Genomic DNA, 18,656 nt, shown 5'->3' with positions numbered 1-18,656 from the left:
AAAGCCCATCAAGAGCAGGTTAACGCGCAAACGCCTTTTCAATGCTTTGCAGAGGGGTGCTCGTTTCGCGTCAAAAAAAAGACCTGCCGGCGAGGGGTGCCGGCAGGTCGAGGGGGGGAGCTTTTTGGAAGGAATCAGAAGTTGATCGTGGTGCCGATCGCGATCTGGCGGCCCAGCGAGTCGTAGCGCGCGGGGATAGTGTTGTTGCGTGCCAGCGCGATGTCGTACGAGTTCGGCAGGATCGGCGGCACCTTGTCGAACAGGTTGTTCGCGATGATCCGGAATGCGAACTGGCGGGCGATGTTGAAGGTCAGCGCCAGATCGAAATAGCTCTGCGGATCGATGCGGTAGAAGGTGGCGCGTGCCCGCTCCGGCGTGCCGCCGATCGCTTCGTCGCCCGAATTGTTGGCGCTGGTCAGCGAGCCGACATAGCGCCAGTTGAACGAGGCGTTGAAGACGTTGTCCGGCGTGCTCCAGGTGGTGCGGAAATTATGCGACCACTTGGGCAGCAACTGGCCGCAACCATTACCATAATAGCCCACGCAGTTGCGCTGCGGCTGGATCGGCGAGTCCTGGCCACCGGCGAAGGTGGTCAGCGAGCCGTTGAAGTTGAAGTCGAAGCGGCCGGCGCCGCCCGCGTTCAGCGTGTATTGGCTCTGGAAGTCCCAGCCGCGGGCGATGGACTGGTAATAGTTGGTGGTGCCCTGACGGATGAAGCCGCTGGTCGGGTTGGTGGCGCCCGGCGAGAAGAGGTTGCCGGCGGCGTTGCGGACGATGCCCGAGCAGAAGAACGGGTCGCCGCCCGAGCGCAGGCAGCCGTCGGTGTAGTAGCTGTAGTCGTTATAGCCCAGCGAGTCGTTGATCTTGATGCGGTAGCGATCGACCGAGAAGATCAGGCCGCGGATGAAGCTGGGCTTCACGACGAGGCCATAGGTCTGGGTGTAGGCGGTTTCGGGGTCGGCGACGAAGCCGCCCGAGCGGGTGGTGCACTGGTCGTTCGGGCAGATGAGCGAGGTGCTGCCGTACAGGGCGTCCGACAGGCCGGTGGCGCGGCACACTTCGCGCGAGGCGATGGGCGTGCCGTACACGACCTGGCCCGTGGCCGGATCGGTGGTGCGGGTGGGCGCGCAGAAGTCGTTCTGCGACCCCCCTTGCGTGCCGTAGCTGATGTTCTGCGCCTGGCGGATCTCGATCACGGTCGGCGCGCGCTGCGCCTTGTTGAACGAGGCGCGGAAGGTCAGGTCCGACACCGGCGCCCACAGCGCCTCGGCCTTCCAGGTGTTGAAGGTCTGCGGGTTGGAGCTGTACTTCGAAACGCGGAAGCCGCCATTGACCTGCAGCAGATGGGCGAACGGCTTGCGCTGCACGAGCGGCGCCTGCACCTCGATGTTCGATTCCCACACGTCCTGCGAGGTCGAGAAGTCCTCGCCGCCGTTCAACTGGCGGTACAGATCGTTGGCATAGCCGCGGAAGCTGTCCTTGCGATATTCGGCGCCGAGCGCGATGGCCAGGCCGTCCTCCGCGAAAGGCGAGGTGACGCCGTACTTGCCGAGATCGCCGGTCACGCTGGTGACGACGTCCCACAGCTCGCCGACGCTGCCCTGCGACTGGAGGTCGCCGGTCAGCAGGTAGTTCATCACCGCGGCACCGGGCACGCCGGCGCGGAACGCGTCGAGCGGTACGCACGACGGATCGGTGCCGTTCACCACCGAGCGGCAGGTGGGCGTGCCATTGACGCTGACCACGTCGAGCGCACGGTTGACGCGGGTGTAATCGGGGATGTCGCCCGCAGTGATCGTCTGCTGGTTGCGGGCATAGACGCCGCCGACGTCATAGGTCCACGCATCGCCCACCTTGCCGCGGATGCCAGCGGTCGCGCGGATGCCCTTGTTGACATATTCGTCGAGCACATAGGGCAGGTCGTTGAAGCGATAGCGCACGTCGAGCGGCGCGGTCGCGGTCGCCGAGCCTGCCTGCGCGCCGCACAGCGTCGTCGCCTGCGCGCCCGACAGGAACGGGTTGTCGCAATTCACCTGATACGGCGTGGTGCCATAGGCGGTGTAGCTGAGGATGCGGTTGGGATAGCGGTTGTAGGACTTGTCCCGGAACCAGATCGCCGAGCCGTACAGTTCGGTATCCGAACCCAGTTGCAGCGTGGCAAAGCCGCCGGCGTTCCAGCGCTCGAGCTGGCGCTGGTAGGAATAGCCGTCATACGGGTTGGCGGCGTTGCCCGGCCCTGCGCCATAGGGCACGAAGGTGCGCGTGCCGTTGGGGTTGTTCACCAACTGCGCGCCGTTGTTCACGGTGCCGGCGGGCTGGATGTAGCCGCTGGGCGAATAGGTGGACAGGGTGCAGGACAGCGGACCGTCCTTGCCGTTTTCGACCAGCTGGCAGGGCGAGCTGGAGCGCGCCGAATAGTCGACCACGTCGGCCTGGCGATAGTTGACGAAGCCCATCAGGCTGAGCGCGTCGCCGAACAGCTTCTTGCCGGCGGTCAGCGTGATGTCGGACCGGCCGCCATCGTTGGTCAGCCCGCGCGGCGAGGTGAAGGAATTGTTGCGTGCGATCGGCGAAACCAGCGTGTCGCGGTTGTTGTGGTTGTAGAAGCTGTAGTTCGCATCCAGCCGGACGCCCTCGAAGCTGGGGCGCAGGATGAAGTTGACGACGCCGGCGACCGCGTCCGAGCCGTAGACCGACGAAGCGCCGCCCGACAGCACGTCGATCCGCTCCAGCAGCGACGGCGGGATGATGCCGGTGTCCTGGCCGTTCTGCGTGCCCAGACGCTTGCCGTCGATGAGCACCAGCGTGCGCTCAAAACCCAGGCTGCGCAGCTTGATACGCTGGCGGCCGTCCGAATCCTGATAGTTCTGCTGGCTGTCCGGTGCGACCTGCGGCAGGCGGTTCAGCACTTCCTCGACGTTCAGCGGCGCCTGTGCCTTGATGTCCTGCGTGGTGACCGAGGTGATCGGCGCGGCGGACGCGACGTTGGGCCGCTGGATGCGCGTGCCGGTGACGACCAGGGTCTGGCCCTCGCCATCCTCCTGCGGTGCCGCGGCCTGCTGTCCGCCGATCGCGGCAGCGCGCGTCTCGGCCGACTGCTCGACCGCATCGGTGGTCGCCGGATCGGTATTGGACGCTTGCTGCGCCAGCGCCGGCACGGCGGATAGGACCAGCGACCCCGCCAGCGCCATGATCGATACAGACTGCTTCAGAACCATCTCGAACCCCTTGCCCCACATTTTGTTGATTCAATTCCGTGGGTTAAGAGCCATGTTTTCGAGAGATTCTCTTATCAGTCAATACCTCATTGATACCTTTGGGTAGACCAATGCAGTTTAAATGTTGCAGCCAGGGACAAGGCATGCATTGTTCGGGACAAGGCGCAGTGGACGATCCGGGCCAAGGGGGATGACGATGACGACGCGGCGATCGGTACTTCAAGCATCGGTATTGGGCGGGATGGGCGCCGCCGCGGCGATGGCGGGCGGCGCGCGGGCGGCGGGCAGGGACGCCGCCGGTTCGGCGCTGATCGTGTCGACCTGGGATTTCGGCGCCGCCGCCAACGATGCCGCCTTTGCCGCGATAAAGGCGGGCGGCACGCTGATCGATGCGGTGGAGGCCGGCGGCAAGGTGCCGGAGGCGGACCCGAGCAACCATTCGGTCGGCTATGGCGGCTATCCCGATCGCGACGGGCATGTGACGCTGGACGCGGTCATCATGGACGATGCCGGCGGCGTCGGTGCGGTGGCGGCGCTGGAGGAGACGATGCACGCGATCTCCGTGGCGCGCGCGGTGATGGAGAAGACGCCCCACACCATGCTGGTCGGCGAAGGCGCGACGCGCTTTGCGCGCGACCAGGGCTTTCCGCGCCAGAACCTGCTGACGCCGGAGGCCGAGGCGGAATGGCGCAAATGGCTGACCACCGCCCGGTATCGCCCGGTCGCCAACAGCGAGGTCGGCACCTATGGCGCCGCGGCGCCCCATCGCACGCCCGGCGGCGCGCTGGACCATGACACGATCGGCCTGCTGGCGCGCGACACCAGCGGCCGGATGGCGGGCGCGTGCACCACATCGGGCATGGCGTTCAAGATGCGCGGCCGGGTCGGCGATTCGCCGCAGGTCGGCGCCGGCCTCTATGTCGAACGCGGCGTGGGCGGCGCCACCTCCACCGGGCTGGGCGAGGAAGTGACCCGCGTATCGGGCACCGCCCGCGTCGTTGCCTCGATGCGCGCCGGCCTCGCGCCACAGGCGGCGTGCGAGGAAGTGGTGCGCCACATCGCGGCCCTGCGTGGTGATGCGATCAAGGGCGTGCAGGTCGGCTTCCTGGCGATGGATACCAGGGGGCGGATCGGCGCCTTCTGCCTGCTGCCCGGCTTCACCTATGCGGTGACCGACACCGCCGGGCGGACGAAGGTGCTGAAGGCGCCGTCGTTGTTCAAGGCATGACGTACCGGCTGGAGGTCTGTGTCGAGGATGCCGCCGGGATCGCCGCGGCGGCATCGGGCGGCGCCGACCGGATCGAGCTGTGCAGCGCGCTGGGCGTCGGCGGCCTGACGCCGCCGGCCTCGCTGATCCGCGCGGCGGCGGCGGCCCCCCTGCCCGTCCATCTGCTGTGCCGCCCGCGTGAGGGCGGGTTCGTCTACGACGCGGCGGACCGGGCGCTGGTCGCCGACGACATGCGCGGTGCAGCGGAGGCCGGGCTGGCGGGCGTGGTGATCGGCGCGAGCCGGGCGGACGGCACGCTGGACACCGATACGCTGGCCGCCTGGGTGGCGCTGGCCCGCGAACTGGGGGCGGCGCGCGGAAGCGCGCTGTCGCTGACGCTGCACCGGGCGTTCGATCTGGTGCCGGACATGGCCGCGGCCTTGGACGATGCCATCGCACTCGGCTTCGACCGGGTGCTGACCTCGGGCGGGGCGGTGAAGGCGGTGGACGGCGCAGCGGCTCTGGCCGCGCTGGTCGAACGATCGGCCGGGCGGATCGGCATCCTGGCGGGCAGCGGCGTGTCCCCCGCCACTGCGCCCGCGATCCTCGCGACCGGGGTGCGCGAACTCCACGCCTCGTGCCGGCGCGCCGTGGCGCAAGGCGACGATACGCTGGTGCGGTTCGGCTTTGCCGCCGCACAGCGCATGGAAACCGACGCGGGCATCGTCGCCACCCTGGCGCAGATGGTGAAGTCCGCTTGAATAATACCAATATATGACTTACGCTTCCCAACGAGCGGTTTGCCACGGCGGTGACCGCCTGCGCGTCGTTCGGCCCGAGGCTTGTCGCCAAGCGCCTGCCGGTCGCCCGCGCACCCCATTCTTGGCCGACAAGGAGCCAGCGCGCCTGCCATGACGGATGATCCGCAGATCGCAACCCGCAGCGAAACGGACACGCTGATGCACGCCGAGGCGGCCGAGGCGAGCGCGGCGGTACGTCGCCTGATCGCCGCCAATGGCGACACGCTGGCCGCGCTCGGCGCCCGGCTGCGCGCAGCACCGCCCGCCGTGGTGGTGACGTGCGCGCGCGGCTCGTCCGACCATGCCGCGACCTATGGCAAATATCTGATCGAAACGCTGGTCGGCGTGCCGGTCGCCTCCGCCGCGCCGTCGGTCGCGTCGGTGTACGAAGCCAGCGTCACCAGCCCGGCGATGCTGTGCATCGCGATCTCGCAAAGCGGGCGCAGCCCCGACCTGCTGGCCAGCGTCGCGGCGCAAAAGGCCGCGGGCGCGCATGTCGTGGCGCTGGTCAACGACACGACCTCGCCACTGGCGGAGGCGGCGGACACGCTGGTGCCGTTGATGGCCGGCCCCGAAAAATCGGTCGCGGCGACCAAGTCGTACATCACCGCGCTCGCCGCGCTGGCGCTACTGGCGGCGGAATGGGCCGGGGACGATACGCTGAAGGCCGCCGTCCGGACATTGCCCGATCGGCTGGCCCAGGCCTGGAGCTGCGACTGGAGTGCTGGCCGCGAGGCCCTGGTCGATGCCACCAACCTGTTCGTCATCGGCCGCGGCTTCGGCCTGGCGATCGCGCAGGAAGCGGCGCTGAAGCTCAAGGAAACCTGTGCGCTGCATGCCGAAGGGTTCAGTGCGGCCGAGGTGCGCCACGGGCCGATGGAGATCGTCGATGCCGGGTTCCCGCTGATTGCCTTTGCCACATCCGACAGCGCGGGCGACGGCGTGCGCGAGGCGGCGGCGGAGTTCACGACGCGCAGCGCCCGCGTGCTGCTCGCCGATGCCAAGGGCGGCGGCACGCTGCCCGCGCTGGCCGACCATCCGGCCATCGAACCCATACTAATGATCCAGAGTTTCTATCGCATGGCCAACGCATTGTCGGTGGCCCGCGGGCTCAACCCCGATGCCCCGCGCCATTTGAGCAAGGTCACCCGCACGCTATGACGCTGCATCGCTTCACCAACGGCCATATCGTCACGGCCAGCGGCGTGTTGACCCGGGCGACGATCGACGTCGAAGGCGGCGTGATCGTCGCGGTCACCGGCGATGTCGGCGACGGCGAGGACGCGACCGACCTTCGGGGCGGCTGGCTGATGCCGGGCTTCATCGACACGCAGGTGAATGGCGGCGGCGGCGTGCTGTTCAACGACGAACCCACGGTGGAGGGCATCGCCGCCATCGCCGCCGCGCACGCACCCTATGGCACCACCGGCCTGATGACGACGCTGATCAGCGACCGGCCAGCGGTGGTGGCGCGCGCGCTGGACGCCACCGATGCGGCGATCGCCGCCGGCGTTCCCGGCGTGCTGGGCACCCATGTCGAGGGGCCGGTGCTGGCGCTGAGCCGCAAGGGCATCCACGATCCCAGCCGTTTCCAGCCGCTGGACGACGAGTTGATGGCGATCCTGACGCAGCGCCGCACCGGCCGCGTCATGGTGACGCTGGCCCCGGAACGGGTGTCGCCCGCGCAGATCGAGGCGCTGGTGGCGGCGGGCGTGCTGGTCTGCATCGGCCATACCGATGCCGACTATGCCACCACGCGCGCCGCGTTCGATGCCGGGGTGACCGGCGTGACGCACCTGTTCAATGCGATGTCGCCGCTCGTCCACCGTGCGCCGGGCGTGGTCGGCGCCGCGCTGGACGACCAGCAGGTCTATTGCGGGATCATCGTCGACGGCTTCCATGTCGATGACGCGGCGCTGCGCATCGCGCTGCGCGCCCGGCCGCTCGACCGGTTCATGCTGGTGTCGGACGCGATGCCCTGCGTGGGCGCCGCTTCCAAGGACTTCGTGCTGCAGGGCAAGCCGATCCATGTCGAGGACGGGCGCTGCGTCGGTGCCGACGGCACGCTGGCCGGCTCCGACCTGGACATGGCGGGCGCGGTGCGCGGCGCGGTGACGCGTCTCGGCCTGTCGCCCGAACAGGCGGCCGCCATGGCGGCGACCAGCCCGGCGGCGTTCCTCGGCCTGACCGCCGAGCGGGGGCAGATCGCCCCCGGCCAGCATGCCGACTGGGTGTGCCTGACCGCGGACCTGACCCCGGCGGGTACCTGGATCGGTGGCGAGCCGATCGCCGCCCCGGCGGCGCTGCCGCTGGACGAACCCGTCGCCTGACCACCCCTTATCGCGTTTCCCGGAGATATCATGGCCACCATCCCCCTGTTTGCGCCGTTGGAGGGCTGGGCCGGCCCCATTCGGGACGTCCCCGACGCGGTCTTTGCCGAGGCGATGCTGGGCGACGGGATCGCGATCGATCCGGTGGCGGGCATGCTGGTCGCGCCGTGCGACGCGAAGGTGGTGACCGTCCAGCCGACCGGCCATGCGATCACGCTGGTGACGCCCGAGGGGGCCGAACTGCTGATCCATATTGGGCTGGACACGGTGGCGCTGGCCGGGCGCGGCTTCGAACCGGTGGTAAAAGCCGGTGACCGCGTGGCGTGTGGGGCGGCGCTGATCCGGTTCGATCTGGACATGGTGGTGCGCGAGGCGCGCGCGGTGGTGACGCCGATCGTGGTGACCAACGGCGAACGCTTCGCGATCGAACACCGCGCGGATGCCGGCATGGTCGCGGTGGGCGATCCGCTGATGACGCTGGTGTCGCGCGCCGACGTGGCCGCCACGACCGCCGCGCAAGGGGGCGCCAGCGCCAGCCGGGTGATCGCGGTGCCGCTGGTCCACGGCATCCATGCCCGTCCCGCCGCGCGCATCGCCGACCTCGCCAAGCGGTTCGCCGCCGAGGTGACGCTGGAAAAGGACGGCACCGGCGCCAGCGCGCGCAGCCCGATCGGCCTGCTGGCGCTGGGGGTCGGGCATGGCGACACGGTGACGATCACCGCCACCGGCCCGGATGCCGAGGATGCGGTGGCCGCGCTCGCCGAACTGATCCTGAGCGGCATCCATGAGGACGCGCCCGCCCCTGCCCCACCGCCGCCGCCGCCCGCGCCCGTCCTGTCCGCGCTTCCCGAAGGCGCGCTGGCGGGGGTGACCGCTGCGCCCGGCCTGGCGATCGGCACCGTCGCCTTGTGGCGCGCGGAGGACCTGTCTCTGCCCGTGGAGGGTGCCGGCATCGCCGCCGAGGAAGCCTGTTTCGACGCGGCACGCCGCGCGCTGGCCGAGGAACTGGCGACGCGCAGCGCAAGCGCGACGGGGCCGGCCCGTGCGATCTTCGAGGCGCATGCCGCGATGCTGGACGACCCTGTGCTGATCGAGGCGACTCTCGCCGGCATCGCGCAGGGGCAGAGCGCCGGCCATGCCTGGCGCGGCGCGATCCGGCCGCAGGCGGATGCCCTGCGCGCCGGTGGCGACCGGCGGCTGGCCGAGCGCGCGGACGACATGCGCGACCTGGAGCGGCAGTTGATCGCGCGTCTGATGGGCGTGGAGGACAGGCGCGCCGAACTGGCACCGGGCACGATCCTGGTCGCCGACGATCTGTTGCCGTCGCAATTGATGGGGCTGGACCTCGACCGGCTGGCGGGACTCGCGGTGGAGCGTGGCGGGCCGACCTCGCACGTCGCGATCCTGGCCGCCTCGCGCGGGCTGCCGGCGCTGGTCGCGATCGGCGCGGGTCTGCGCGATGTGGCGGCGGGAACGCGCGTCGTGCTGGATGCCAGCGGCGGGCTGATCCATGTCGCGCCGTCGGCCGACACGCTGGCATCTGCCGAGACGCGGATCGCAGAGGCGCAGCGCCGCCGGGCCGATGCGCTGGCGCGGGCCGGTGAGGATTGCCGGACGCGCGACGGCACGCGGATCGAGCTGTTCGCCAATTGCGGCTCCGCCGACGATGCGCGGGTCGCGGTGGCGAACGGCGCGGAGGGCTGCGGCCTGCTGCGCACCGAACTGCTGTTCCTGGAACGCGACACCGCGCCCAGCCTGGACGAACAGGTTGCCGATTATCAGGCGGTGGCGACCGCGCTGGACGGCCGGCCGCTGATCGTGCGCCTGCTCGACATCGGTGGCGACAAGCCTGCGCCCTACCTTCCCATCCCGCCAGAGGAAAATCCGGCGCTGGGCCTGCGCGGCATCCGCGTCGGCTTTGCCCATCCCGAAATCCTGGAGGACCAGATCCGCGCGATCCTGTCGGTCGAACCGGTCGGGCAGTGCCGGATCATGGTGCCGATGATTGCGGGCGTCGACGAACTGCGCCGGGTCCGCGCGGTGCTGGAGGGGATCGAGGCGGGCTCCCGCGTCCAACTGGGCGTGATGGTGGAAACGCCCGCCGCCGCCGTCACCGCCGACCTGCTGGCGCGCGAGGCGGATTTCCTGTCGATCGGCACCAACGACCTGACGCAATATGCACTGGCCATGGACCGCGGCAATGCCAGCGTCGCCGGCGCGCTCGACGGGCTGCACCCGGCCGTGCTGCGCCTGATCGGCGAAACGGTGAAGGGCGCGGACGTGCATGGCCGCTGGACCGGCGTGTGCGGCGGCCTGGCCTCCGATCCGCTGGCGGTGCCGATCCTGGTCGGGCTGGGCGTGACCGAGCTGTCCGCCGCGCCCGCCGCCGTGCCCGAGATCAAGGCGCTGGTCGCAGCGCTCGACATGGCGGCCGCCCGCGCGCACGCACAGGCGGCGCTGGCCTGCGCGACCGCCGCCGAGGTGCGCGCGCTCGCACGCAAGTTCGAAGGGGAGTTGGGCGCATGAGGGCCATCCTGGGAGCGTTGCAGCCACTGGGCCGCGCGCTGATGCTGCCGATCGCGGTGCTACCCATCGCCGGGCTGCTGCTGCGTCTCGGTCAGCCCGACCTGCTCGACATCGCGTTCGTCAGCGCGGCGGGCGATGCCATCTTCGCGCATCTGGGCCTCCTGTTCGCGATCGGCGTGGCGACCGGGTTCGCCCGGGACGGCAACGGCGCGGCGACGATGGGCGGCCTGGTCTGCTACCTCGTCGCCACCGCCGGCGCGCAGGCGCTGTTCGTGGTGCCGCCCGACGTGCTGGCCACCGTGCCCGAGGGCTTGCGCGCCACCGTCGAGAAGGCGTGGAAGGCGACCACCGTCGCCAAGTTCGACGTACCCGTCGGCATCATCGCCGGCGCGATCGGCGGCAGCTTCTACAACCGCTTCTCCAACCTGAAGCTGCCCGACTACCTCGCCTTCTTCGGCGGACGCCGCTTCGTCCCCATCGCCTCCGGCTTCGCCGGCCTCGGCCTCGCGCTGATTCTAGGCGTCAGCTACGCCGGCATCAGCGCCGGCATGGACGCCCTGTCGGCGGGGGTGGTCGCGGCGGGTGGCGCGGGGCTGTTCGCCTTCGGGCTGCTCAACCGGCTGCTGCTCGTCACCGGGCTGCACCACATCCTGAACAACGTCGCCTATTTCTCGGTGGGCGAGTTCCAGGGCAAGACCGGCGACCTGACGCGCTTCTTTGCGGGCGATCCCACCGCGGGCGGCTTCATGAGCGGGTTCTTCCCAGTCATGATGTTCGGCCTGCCCGCCGCCTGTCTGGCGATGTATCACGAGGCGTTGCCGGAACGGCGCAAGGCGGTGGGCGGGTTGCTGCTCAGCCTTGCGCTCACCTCGTTCCTGACTGGCGTGACCGAGCCGATCGAGTTTTCGTTCATGTTCCTGGCGCCGGCGCTTTATGCGGTGCATGCGGTGCTGACCGGTACGGCGGAGGCGGTGATGAACGCGCTGGGGGTGAAGCTGGGGTACGGTTTCTCCGCCGGGCTGTTCGACTATGCGCTGAACTTCGGCAAGGCGACCAAGCCATTGATGTTGCTGCCGGTGGGGGCCGCCTATGCCCTCGCTTATTATGCGATCTTCCGCTTCGCCATCCGGCGCTTCGGCTTGCAGACACCGGGCCGGGAGCCGATCGCCGAGGGCGCGGCGACCGCGGTCGCACCGGTCGCGGCCGGCGAGCGCGGCACGGCGTTCGCCCAGGCCCTGGGCGGCGCGGCGAACCTGCGCGACGTGGGCGCGTGCACGACCCGGCTGCGGCTGGTGGTGAACGATCAGGACGTGGTGGACGAGGCGGCGTTGAAGGCACTGGGCGCGCGGGGGATCATCCGCCCGTCCGCCACCGCGCTCCAGGTGGTGGTCGGCCCGATCGCCGACACGGTGGCGTCGGAGATACGCGATGCGCTGGCGGGAGGAGGTGGCGCCATGGCCGTCGCTCCGGTGGCTGAGGCGGAGACCAGCAAGGCCGTGCAACTGACCCCGGCGCTGGTGCACGCGCTGGGCGGCAAGGTCGGTGTCGCCAGCGTCCATGCCGGGCGCGTGCGGGTCGAGGTTGCGGGGGCCGTGGATGACGCGGCGCTGGCGAAGCTCGGCGTGAAGGCGGTGGCGCGCCCGGCGACCGGGGTCGTGCATCTGCTGGGCGATGCCGACCGGTTCGTCGCGGGTTGAGATTTCAAGCCCTCTCCCATCTGGGGAGAGGGCGTAGTCTGATCACTCCACCGTCAGCGTCACCGGGCCGGTGATGCCGGCACCTTCCACCACCAGCAGGATCGTGCGGGCGCCAGAGCCGGCCGGAAGGCGCGCCTCCAGCGGGCCGGCGGTGGTGCTATCCTTGGTGGCGAGACGGCGGCCATCGGCATAGAGTTCGGCACGGCCGGTAATCTCGCGGAAGCGGAGCATGCCGCCCTCTGCCGCGATACGCTTCCACGGAGTGACGGTGATGCGCCAGGCGCGCCAGTTGCCGGCGGGATCGGGCTTGGCGCCATTCCCGGCGCGGGCAAAGGCCCAGCTGTTGTTGTCGCCGTCGGGCGGCGCGGCGTCGGGACCCGGCTTCGTCGCGGAGGCGGGCGAGCGACGCCATTCGCGCAAGGCCTGCCCGCCGAAGCTTTCCGGCCATTGCGCCACCTCGGCCACCGGGCGGCGCGTGATGATCAGGCGCGCGGGCGACAGGCCCTCCGCCTCGGCACGAAGGCTCACGCGGCCGTCCCCCCTGTCCGCGCGAACGATGATCTGGGCAAGGCCGTTGAACAGCGAGCGGGCATTGCCCTTTTCGGGTTCGTGGCTGTTGGGATCGCCATTGCCGATGCCGATGATCTCGGCACCCTCGACCGAAAAGCGCGTCGGCAGGTTGGCGGTGGGTACGTGGCGCCCCCTGGCATCGACCGCATCGATGGTGATCGCCTGCGCATCCTCGCCGTCACCGGCCATGACGCTGCGCGCGGGCGTCAAGCGGAGCGCGACGGGCGGCCCGGCGGTTTCCTGCGCCGCCGTCGCCACCACGCGGCCGCCACGCATCGCGATCGCCTCGACCCGGCCGGGGGCGTAGGGCACGGTCCATTCGTTGCCCATGATCCGGTCGACCTGTTGCGGTTCGAGATCGCGGCCGTTTACGCGCAGGGCCACCGTTTCCGCGTTGCTCGTCACGAACACGCGGATCGGCTGGCCTTCCTTGCCGCCCCAGGTCCAGTGCGGGGCGATCGCGACGACGGGGCGGTCGTCCACCCAATGCGCGGCGTGGATGTCGGTCGCGGTCTTGGGAAAACCGCACAGGTCCATGACCCCGAAGAAGCTGGAGATGGTCGGCCAGGCATAGGGGGTCGGCTCGCCATGATAGTCGAAGCCGGTCCAGACGAAGCCGCCCGCGACGAAGCGACGCTCCATGATCTTGCGCCAGGTATTGCGATGCGTGTCGCCCCAGCTTGCCGCCTCGTCATCATAGGAACTGATGACATGCGCCTTGGGATCGCTGTGGAAGGCGCCGCGCGTTTCGTACGCGCTGGTATCCTCCGAACTGGTCATCGCCCGGTCGGGAAAGAGGCGGTGGAACTGGTCGTAGTCGTTCTGGTAATAGTTGAAGCCGGTCACATCGACGACGCTGGACACGCTGTTTGGTTCGAAGAACGCGCCGTTCATCGCCGCGGTGACCGGGCGGCTGTCGTCCAGCGCCTTCACCTCATGCGCCATGCGGCGGACCATCTCGACGCCGGCCTCCGTCCCCTGCATCGGTTCCTCGTTGAACACCGACCAGAGGATGATCGAGGGATGGTTGCGGTCGCGCCGGACCAGCCAGCGCAGTTGCGCCATATAGTCGGGCGCGGGGTTGAACTGCCGGTTCTCGTCCATGACGAGAAAGCCCATCGCGTCGCACAGGTCGAGAAATTCGGTCGACGGCGCATTGTGCGAGCAGCGGATCGCGTTGCAGCCGATCGCCTTCAGCCGTTCCAGCCGCCAGCGGTGCAGGCTGTCGGGGATCGCGGTGCCGATGCCGGCATGGTCCTGATGCAGGCACACGCCCTTCAGCTTCACCGGCCGGTCGTTGAGGAAGAAGCCTTCGCCTGCGTCGAAGCGGATGGTGCGGAAGCCGATGGGGGTGCGGCGCTCGTCGACGGCCGTGCCGTCCACCAGCACGCGGGTGACGACGGTGTGGAGCGTCGGCGCCTCGACCGACCACAGGACCGGGTTTCCGGCATCCAGCATCAGCGTCGCGACCGCTTCGTCCAGGGGCGTGACGGTGGCGGGCGTCTCGGCACGGGTGAGCAGACGGCCATCGGGGGCGAGCAGTTGCGCCTCCACCGTGACGGTCGCCGCCTCGCGTGCAACGCTGTTCAGCGTGACGGCGACGGGCACCTGCCAGCGCCCGGCACCGCGGCGCGGATCGCAGTGGACGCCGTCGGTCGCGATCGACACGGGCGCGCGGCGGACCAGCCAGGCATGGCGGTAAAGCCCCGCGCCCTCATACCACCAGCCCTCCATCGCGTTCGCATCGACGCGGATGGCGATCGTGTTCAGTTCCTCGCCGAAGCGGGCGAACGGCGTCAGGTCGATATAGATGCTGTTATAGCCCGACCAGTTGTGCGCCACCGTGCTGCCGTTCAGCCAGATCGTCGCATTGGTGGCGATGCCGTCGAAATGCAGTTCGAGGCGCTTGCCCCGATCGGCAGGGTCGAGCGCGAAGCGGCGGCGGTACCAGCCGATGCCGCGACGGCGATAGCCCTGCGAGACGTTGGCGCTTTCCTCGAAGGGTTGCGCGCTGGCCCAGTCGTGCGGCAGGCGGATGCGCGCCCAGTCGCTGTCGTCATGGTCGATCGCCGCGGCACCCTGAGCATTGCCGGCCTTGACGCTGAGATAAGTGGCGTTGTGCGTATCCAGCACGGGATCGCCAATGTCGCCTTCGTGGAACAGCCAGCCGCGCTCCATCCGCGTCTTGTTCGCATCATGGACGGGCAGCGGCGGGGGCAGCGCATTGCCCGGTGCGGGCATCGGCAGGGCACCCGCCTCCCCCATCCGACGATGGCGGGGGGCGGCCCGGACGGGCAGCGCGAGAACGGCACCGGCACTGGCGCCGGTGAGGAGCAGTTGACGGCGATTCAAGAACGGAAACTCCTCGGGCATCGACCCCTACAGGTCGGACAGTTCGGCAACGAAGTCGTAGGCGTCGCCGCGATAATAGGACCGGGTGAACTCGGCCGCGCGACCGTCGCGCAGGAACCCGCGCCGCTCGATCAACAGGCCGGGCTGGCCGGCATCGACGCCCAGCATGCGCGCATGTTCGGGGCCGAAGGGCACGGCGCGGAGCCGCTGGAGCGCGCGCACCGGACGGCTGCCCGCCTGATCCAGCGCGACATACAGCGAGTCGCCGACCGCCTGGACCGAGGGCAGGCAATAGCCGGCGATGGTGGAGAATTCGAGCGCCATGGGCTCGTCATCGGCATAGCGGATGCGCTGGAAGCGATACACGGGCGCGCCCGGCGACAGGCCGAGCGCCATGGATTCCTCCGGGCTGACGGTGCCCGCGGCACGGCTGATCCATTCGCTGGACGCCGCCTTGCCACGCGCGGCCATGTCTTCGGAAAAGGAGGAAAGCTTGGAAAAGCTCTTTTCGACGCGTCCTGCCACAAAGGTGCCGGCGCCGCGGCGACGGGTCAGCAGGCCATCCTCGACCAGGCCGCCGATCGCCTTGCGCACGGTGATGCGCGACACGTCATATTCGGTGGCGAGATCGCGTTCGGCGGGGATCGCATCGCCCTGCACCAGCACGTCGCGGCCGATCGCCTCGCGGATCAGTTGCTGAAGCTGGAGATAGAGCGGAGATGGATTGCCATCGCGGAACCGCCCCACCTCGTCCGAAAAAGCCATTCCCGTCTCCCTTTGTCCCACCGCCCCCACGGCGGGTGTCGTGCGATCGCGATGCGCCGCCATGAAGGGCGAACCTACCGAATGGCACGCCGGGGAACAACTGCTCCGACGGATCCGGCGAGCATTCCAATCCAACACACATTCGCCGAAAGGCTCATGTTGCGCGGCGGATTAATTCGTTTCCCACCAACTACTTATTATTACCTGCCGATTTTAAGTCAATTTGATGAATTTTTGTAGCGCATATGGTATATTTTGGTTATACCGTAGGTCGGATCCCTGACCGCCAAGAACCGGCAGGGAGAGCCGCCAGCCATGCGGCGATAGATCGGGGAGCAGCGCGGCTGGGCGCCTCTCCATGGAAGGGGAATGACGATGCGGTTGCGCCACTGGATCCTGATGACGACGGCCATGACCGGACTGGCCGCCACGGCCGCGCAAGGCCAGGAGGCGCCGACAACACCGCCCAGCACCACCGCCCCGAGCAACGCCGCATCCGGCCAGGACCCGGCGGCCCAGGATGGCACCGCGGGCGAGGACGGCGAAATCGTCGTCACCGGCTATGCGCGCAGCCTTCGCCAGGCGATCGAGGTGAAGCGCAACGCGAACGCCGTGGTGGACGCCATCTCGGCCGAGGACATCGGCAAGTTTCCCGACCGCAACGTCGCGGAATCGCTGGCGCACATCCCCGGCGTGTCGATCGACCGCCGCTTCGGCGAGGGTGAGAAGGTCGCCATTCTCGGCACCGACCCGGCCCTGAACCGCATGCTGCTCGACGGGCACGGGCTGGCATCGGCCGACTGGGGCGGCAACGACAACGACCCCAGCAGCCGGACCTTCAACTATTCGCTGCTCGCCCCCGAACTGGTCGACCGGCTGGAAGTATACAAGTCGCCGGAGCCGCGGATCGAGGAAGGCAGCCTGGGCGGCACGGTGATCGTGCGCACCCGCCGGCCGCTGGAACTGGAGGCCAATTCGATCTTCGCGTCGGGCGGCTATCTGTACAACGACCGCGCGGACAAGGGGAATATCCGCGGCTCGGGCCTGTATAGCTGGCGCAACGATGCCGAGACCTTCGGCGTGCTGATCGCGGCGACCTATGACAAGCAGAACATGGTGCGCGCCGGTGTCGAATTCTTCGGCTACGACAATATCGCGCCCAATGTCGACGGCACGCGCAACAGCCCGTTCGTCAACCGCGACGCGACCACCGGCGCGCTGTCCCTGAAGAACCCGAACGCGACGATCAACGGCGGCACGATCCAAGATCTCTATGCCGCTGCCTCGCCCTTCGGCATCAACTACGCCTATTTCCAGCAGCAGCGCCAGCGCGCCAGCATCGCCGGCACGGTGCAGTATCGCCCGGCCGAAAACCTGACGCTGACGCTGAACGGCCTGCACATCGACGGCAACTACAACAATTACAGCCAGGCGATGTACACCATCCCCGGCGCATGGACCGGTGACGTGCTGCAATCCGCGACCGTATCCAACGGCGTGGTGACGCAGGCCAGCTTCGGCGCAGCGAACAGCCAGAGCGCGCAGCTCGATACCCTGGTCCGCCGCACCAAGCTGAAGACCGACAATCTGAACTTCTTCGCCGATTGGGAAGGCGATGACGGCGCCAAGGTGTCGTTCGCCGGCGGCTGGAGCAAGGCGACAGGCGGGCGCAATCCCGAATATCTGTTCAACGTGCAGACCCGCCTGCCGTTCAGCTACGCGATCACGCCGACATCGGCGGAGGTCAATTTTACCGGCGACCTGACCAACCCGGCGAATTATTTCACCAACCCCAACAACAACCCGGCGCAGATCGAGGGCCGCCCCGTCATCATAAACGGGACGCAGCTGAACGCCGCGCAGATCGGCGGGCTGGATTACAGCGTCACCACCGACCGCGACATCTTTGGCGGCTTCGACGGCACGGTGCCGCTGGGCGGCGTGTTCACCGAGCTGCTGATCGGCGCGCGCGTGACCGATCACGTCAACCGCATCAACGCCCGCGGCATCAACACCTACAAGACCAGTTCGCAAACCGCCGCGCAGCTCGGGGTCACCACAGGGGTCACCCCCGGCGGCGTCTTCGACGGCAGCGGCGGATCGGGCAGCGCGACCCAGTTCCTGAATCTCCCCGAACAGTCGGTGATCGACATTCTCGCCAATTCGATCAACAGCCCGCTGGTCACCAAGATCGGCGCATCGACCAGGGTGAAGGAGACGGTGGCCGCGTCCTACATCCAGGCGAATTTCGATCAGGGCGGACTGCGCGGCAATATCGGCGGGCGGCTGGTCTATACCCGCGACGTATCCAACTACGCCACGACGCTGAGCAACGTGGTCAATCCCCAGCCGGTGCCGACGCGCGTCTCGACCGATTACCTGAAGTTCCTGCCGAGCGTGAACCTGATCTACACGATCACGCCGGAAGTGATCGTGCGCGGGTCCGTGGCCAAGGTGATCTCGCGGCCGCGTTATCAGGACCTGGCGGCGGCGACCTCGCTCAACGACGTGACGCTGGACGGCGGCGGCGGCAACCCGAACCTGCGGCCGTACCAGTCGACCAATTACGAAGTAACCGCGGAATGGTATCCGCGTGCCGGTGCGCTGCTGTCGCTGGAACTGTTCCGCCGCGACATCGACAACTATATCATCAACACGCGCACCAATGCCGTCTACTTCAATTCGCTGCGCAACCAGTTGACGACGTACAACGTCAACCAGCCGATCAACGGCGGCAAGGCCAAGGTGAACGGCGTGCTGGTCAACGGTCAGGCCGAAATCTGGGGCGGGTTCGGCCTGCAGGCGAACTATTCGTACCAGGACAGCTCGACCTCGACGATCGCCGGGATCAACGGGGCGCTCAACCTGCCCTATCTGTCCAAGCATACCGTGAACGTGATCCCCTATTTCGAGAGCGGACCGTTCCAGGCGCGGGTCAGCTACAATTATCGCACCTCCTATTTCCGCACGATCGGGCGGCTGGGATCGGAGGAGATGGTGGCGCCCTACAGCCAGCTCGACGCGTCCGCCTCGCTCAACCTGACCAAGAACATCACGTTGACGGTCAATGCGCAGAACCTGCTGGACGAGACGTATCTGCAATATAGCGGCACGCGCGACCGGCCCTCGGCCTTCTACAAGAACGGGCGCACCTTTGTCGGCAGCGTATCGTTCCGCATGTAACCCCTCGG

The 18,656-nt window shown here is 68.6% G+C and carries 10 protein-coding genes; 7 read left to right on the top strand and 3 right to left on the bottom strand.

Annotation, left to right across the window (positions count from 1 at the left end; genetic code table 11):
* Window positions 1-134: 134 nt before the first annotated feature.
* A complete protein-coding gene (locus GQR91_RS07270) occupies window positions 135-3,218 on the bottom strand; it encodes a TonB-dependent receptor domain-containing protein (RefSeq protein WP_149682254.1) in 3,084 nt (1,027 codons plus the stop codon).
* A 196-nt stretch (window positions 3,219-3,414) separates the two neighbouring features.
* Here GQR91_RS07270 and GQR91_RS07265 point away from each other — a divergent pair, with 196 nt between their 5' ends.
* From GQR91_RS07265 to nagE, 6 genes are all read left to right on the top strand, one after another.
* Window positions 3,415-4,446, top strand: coding sequence for a glycosylasparaginase (locus GQR91_RS07265; RefSeq protein ID WP_149682255.1), 1,032 nt, complete (start codon window positions 3,415-3,417; stop codon window positions 4,444-4,446).
* The gene (locus GQR91_RS07260; RefSeq protein ID WP_149682256.1) at window positions 4,443-5,186 is read left to right on the top strand and encodes a copper homeostasis protein CutC; all 744 of its coding nucleotides are present in this window, start codon (window positions 4,443-4,445) and stop codon (window positions 5,184-5,186) included. Before GQR91_RS07265 ends, GQR91_RS07260 begins: the two co-directional genes overlap by 4 nt.
* A 150-nt stretch (window positions 5,187-5,336) precedes the next feature.
* Window positions 5,337-6,386, top strand: coding sequence for an SIS domain-containing protein (locus GQR91_RS07255; protein WP_149682257.1), 1,050 nt, complete (start codon window positions 5,337-5,339; stop codon window positions 6,384-6,386).
* Window positions 6,383-7,555 carry an N-acetylglucosamine-6-phosphate deacetylase gene (nagA, locus tag GQR91_RS07250; protein ID WP_149682258.1) on the top strand — a complete coding sequence of 391 codons (1,173 nt, stop codon included), beginning with the start codon at window positions 6,383-6,385 and terminating at the stop codon, window positions 7,553-7,555. Before GQR91_RS07255 ends, nagA begins: the two co-directional genes overlap by 4 nt.
* A 30-nt stretch (window positions 7,556-7,585) precedes the next feature.
* Window positions 7,586-10,081: a phosphoenolpyruvate--protein phosphotransferase gene (ptsP, locus tag GQR91_RS07245; protein ID WP_149682259.1), complete on the top strand. Its 2,496-nt coding sequence runs from the start codon at window positions 7,586-7,588 to the stop codon at window positions 10,079-10,081.
* On the top strand, window positions 10,078-11,778 hold the full coding sequence (nagE, locus tag GQR91_RS07240; protein WP_174236635.1) for an N-acetylglucosamine-specific PTS transporter subunit IIBC: 1,701 nt from the start codon (window positions 10,078-10,080) through the stop codon (window positions 11,776-11,778). Before ptsP ends, nagE begins: the two co-directional genes overlap by 4 nt.
* A 42-nt stretch (window positions 11,779-11,820) precedes the next feature.
* Here nagE and galA read toward each other — a convergent pair whose 3' ends face one another.
* A complete protein-coding gene (galA, locus tag GQR91_RS07235; protein WP_162853760.1) occupies window positions 11,821-14,721 on the bottom strand; it encodes a beta-galactosidase GalA in 2,901 nt (966 codons plus the stop codon).
* Between the two features lie 6 nt (window positions 14,722-14,727).
* Window positions 14,728-15,465 (bottom strand): GntR family transcriptional regulator, encoded by a 738-nt coding sequence (locus tag GQR91_RS07230; protein ID WP_112382252.1) that lies wholly within the window; start codon window positions 15,463-15,465, stop codon window positions 14,728-14,730.
* A gap of 369 nt (window positions 15,466-15,834) precedes the next feature.
* Here GQR91_RS07230 and GQR91_RS07225 point away from each other — a divergent pair, with 369 nt between their 5' ends.
* Entirely contained in the window at window positions 15,835-18,648 is a 2,814-nt protein-coding gene (locus GQR91_RS07225) for a TonB-dependent receptor (RefSeq protein ID WP_235904004.1), read from the top strand.
* Window positions 18,649-18,656 lie beyond the last annotated feature (8 nt).

The sequence above is a fragment of the Sphingomonas carotinifaciens genome (assembly GCF_009789535.1).
In the GTDB taxonomy this organism is placed as follows: domain Bacteria; phylum Pseudomonadota; class Alphaproteobacteria; order Sphingomonadales; family Sphingomonadaceae; genus Sphingomonas; species Sphingomonas carotinifaciens.
The sequence above is the reverse complement of the archived record's forward strand: the minus strand, read 5'-3'. Positions and strand labels throughout refer to the sequence as shown.

What these genes read in the sequence shown, in the direction of transcription:
- ptsP (WP_149682259.1), top strand. Translation starts at nt 7,586, where the DNA reads ATGGCCACCATCCCCCTGTTTGCGCCGTTGGAGGGCTGGGCCGGCCCC.
- nagE (WP_174236635.1), top strand. Translation starts at nt 10,078, where the DNA reads ATGAGGGCCATCCTGGGAGCGTTGCAGCCACTGGGCCGCGCGCTGATG.
- nagA (WP_149682258.1), top strand. Translation starts at nt 6,383, where the DNA reads ATGACGCTGCATCGCTTCACCAACGGCCATATCGTCACGGCCAGCGGC.
- GQR91_RS07255 (WP_149682257.1), top strand. Translation starts at nt 5,337, where the DNA reads ATGACGGATGATCCGCAGATCGCAACCCGCAGCGAAACGGACACGCTG.
- GQR91_RS07270 (WP_149682254.1), bottom strand. Translation starts at nt 3,218, where the DNA reads ATGGTTCTGAAGCAGTCTGTATCGATCATGGCGCTGGCGGGGTCGCTG.
- GQR91_RS07230 (WP_112382252.1), bottom strand. Translation starts at nt 15,465, where the DNA reads ATGGCTTTTTCGGACGAGGTGGGGCGGTTCCGCGATGGCAATCCATCT.
- GQR91_RS07265 (WP_149682255.1), top strand. Translation starts at nt 3,415, where the DNA reads ATGACGACGCGGCGATCGGTACTTCAAGCATCGGTATTGGGCGGGATG.
- galA (WP_162853760.1), bottom strand. Translation starts at nt 14,721, where the DNA reads ATGCCCGAGGAGTTTCCGTTCTTGAATCGCCGTCAACTGCTCCTCACC.
- GQR91_RS07225 (WP_235904004.1), top strand. Translation starts at nt 15,835, where the DNA reads ATGACGATGCGGTTGCGCCACTGGATCCTGATGACGACGGCCATGACC.
- GQR91_RS07260 (WP_149682256.1), top strand. Translation starts at nt 4,443, where the DNA reads ATGACGTACCGGCTGGAGGTCTGTGTCGAGGATGCCGCCGGGATCGCC.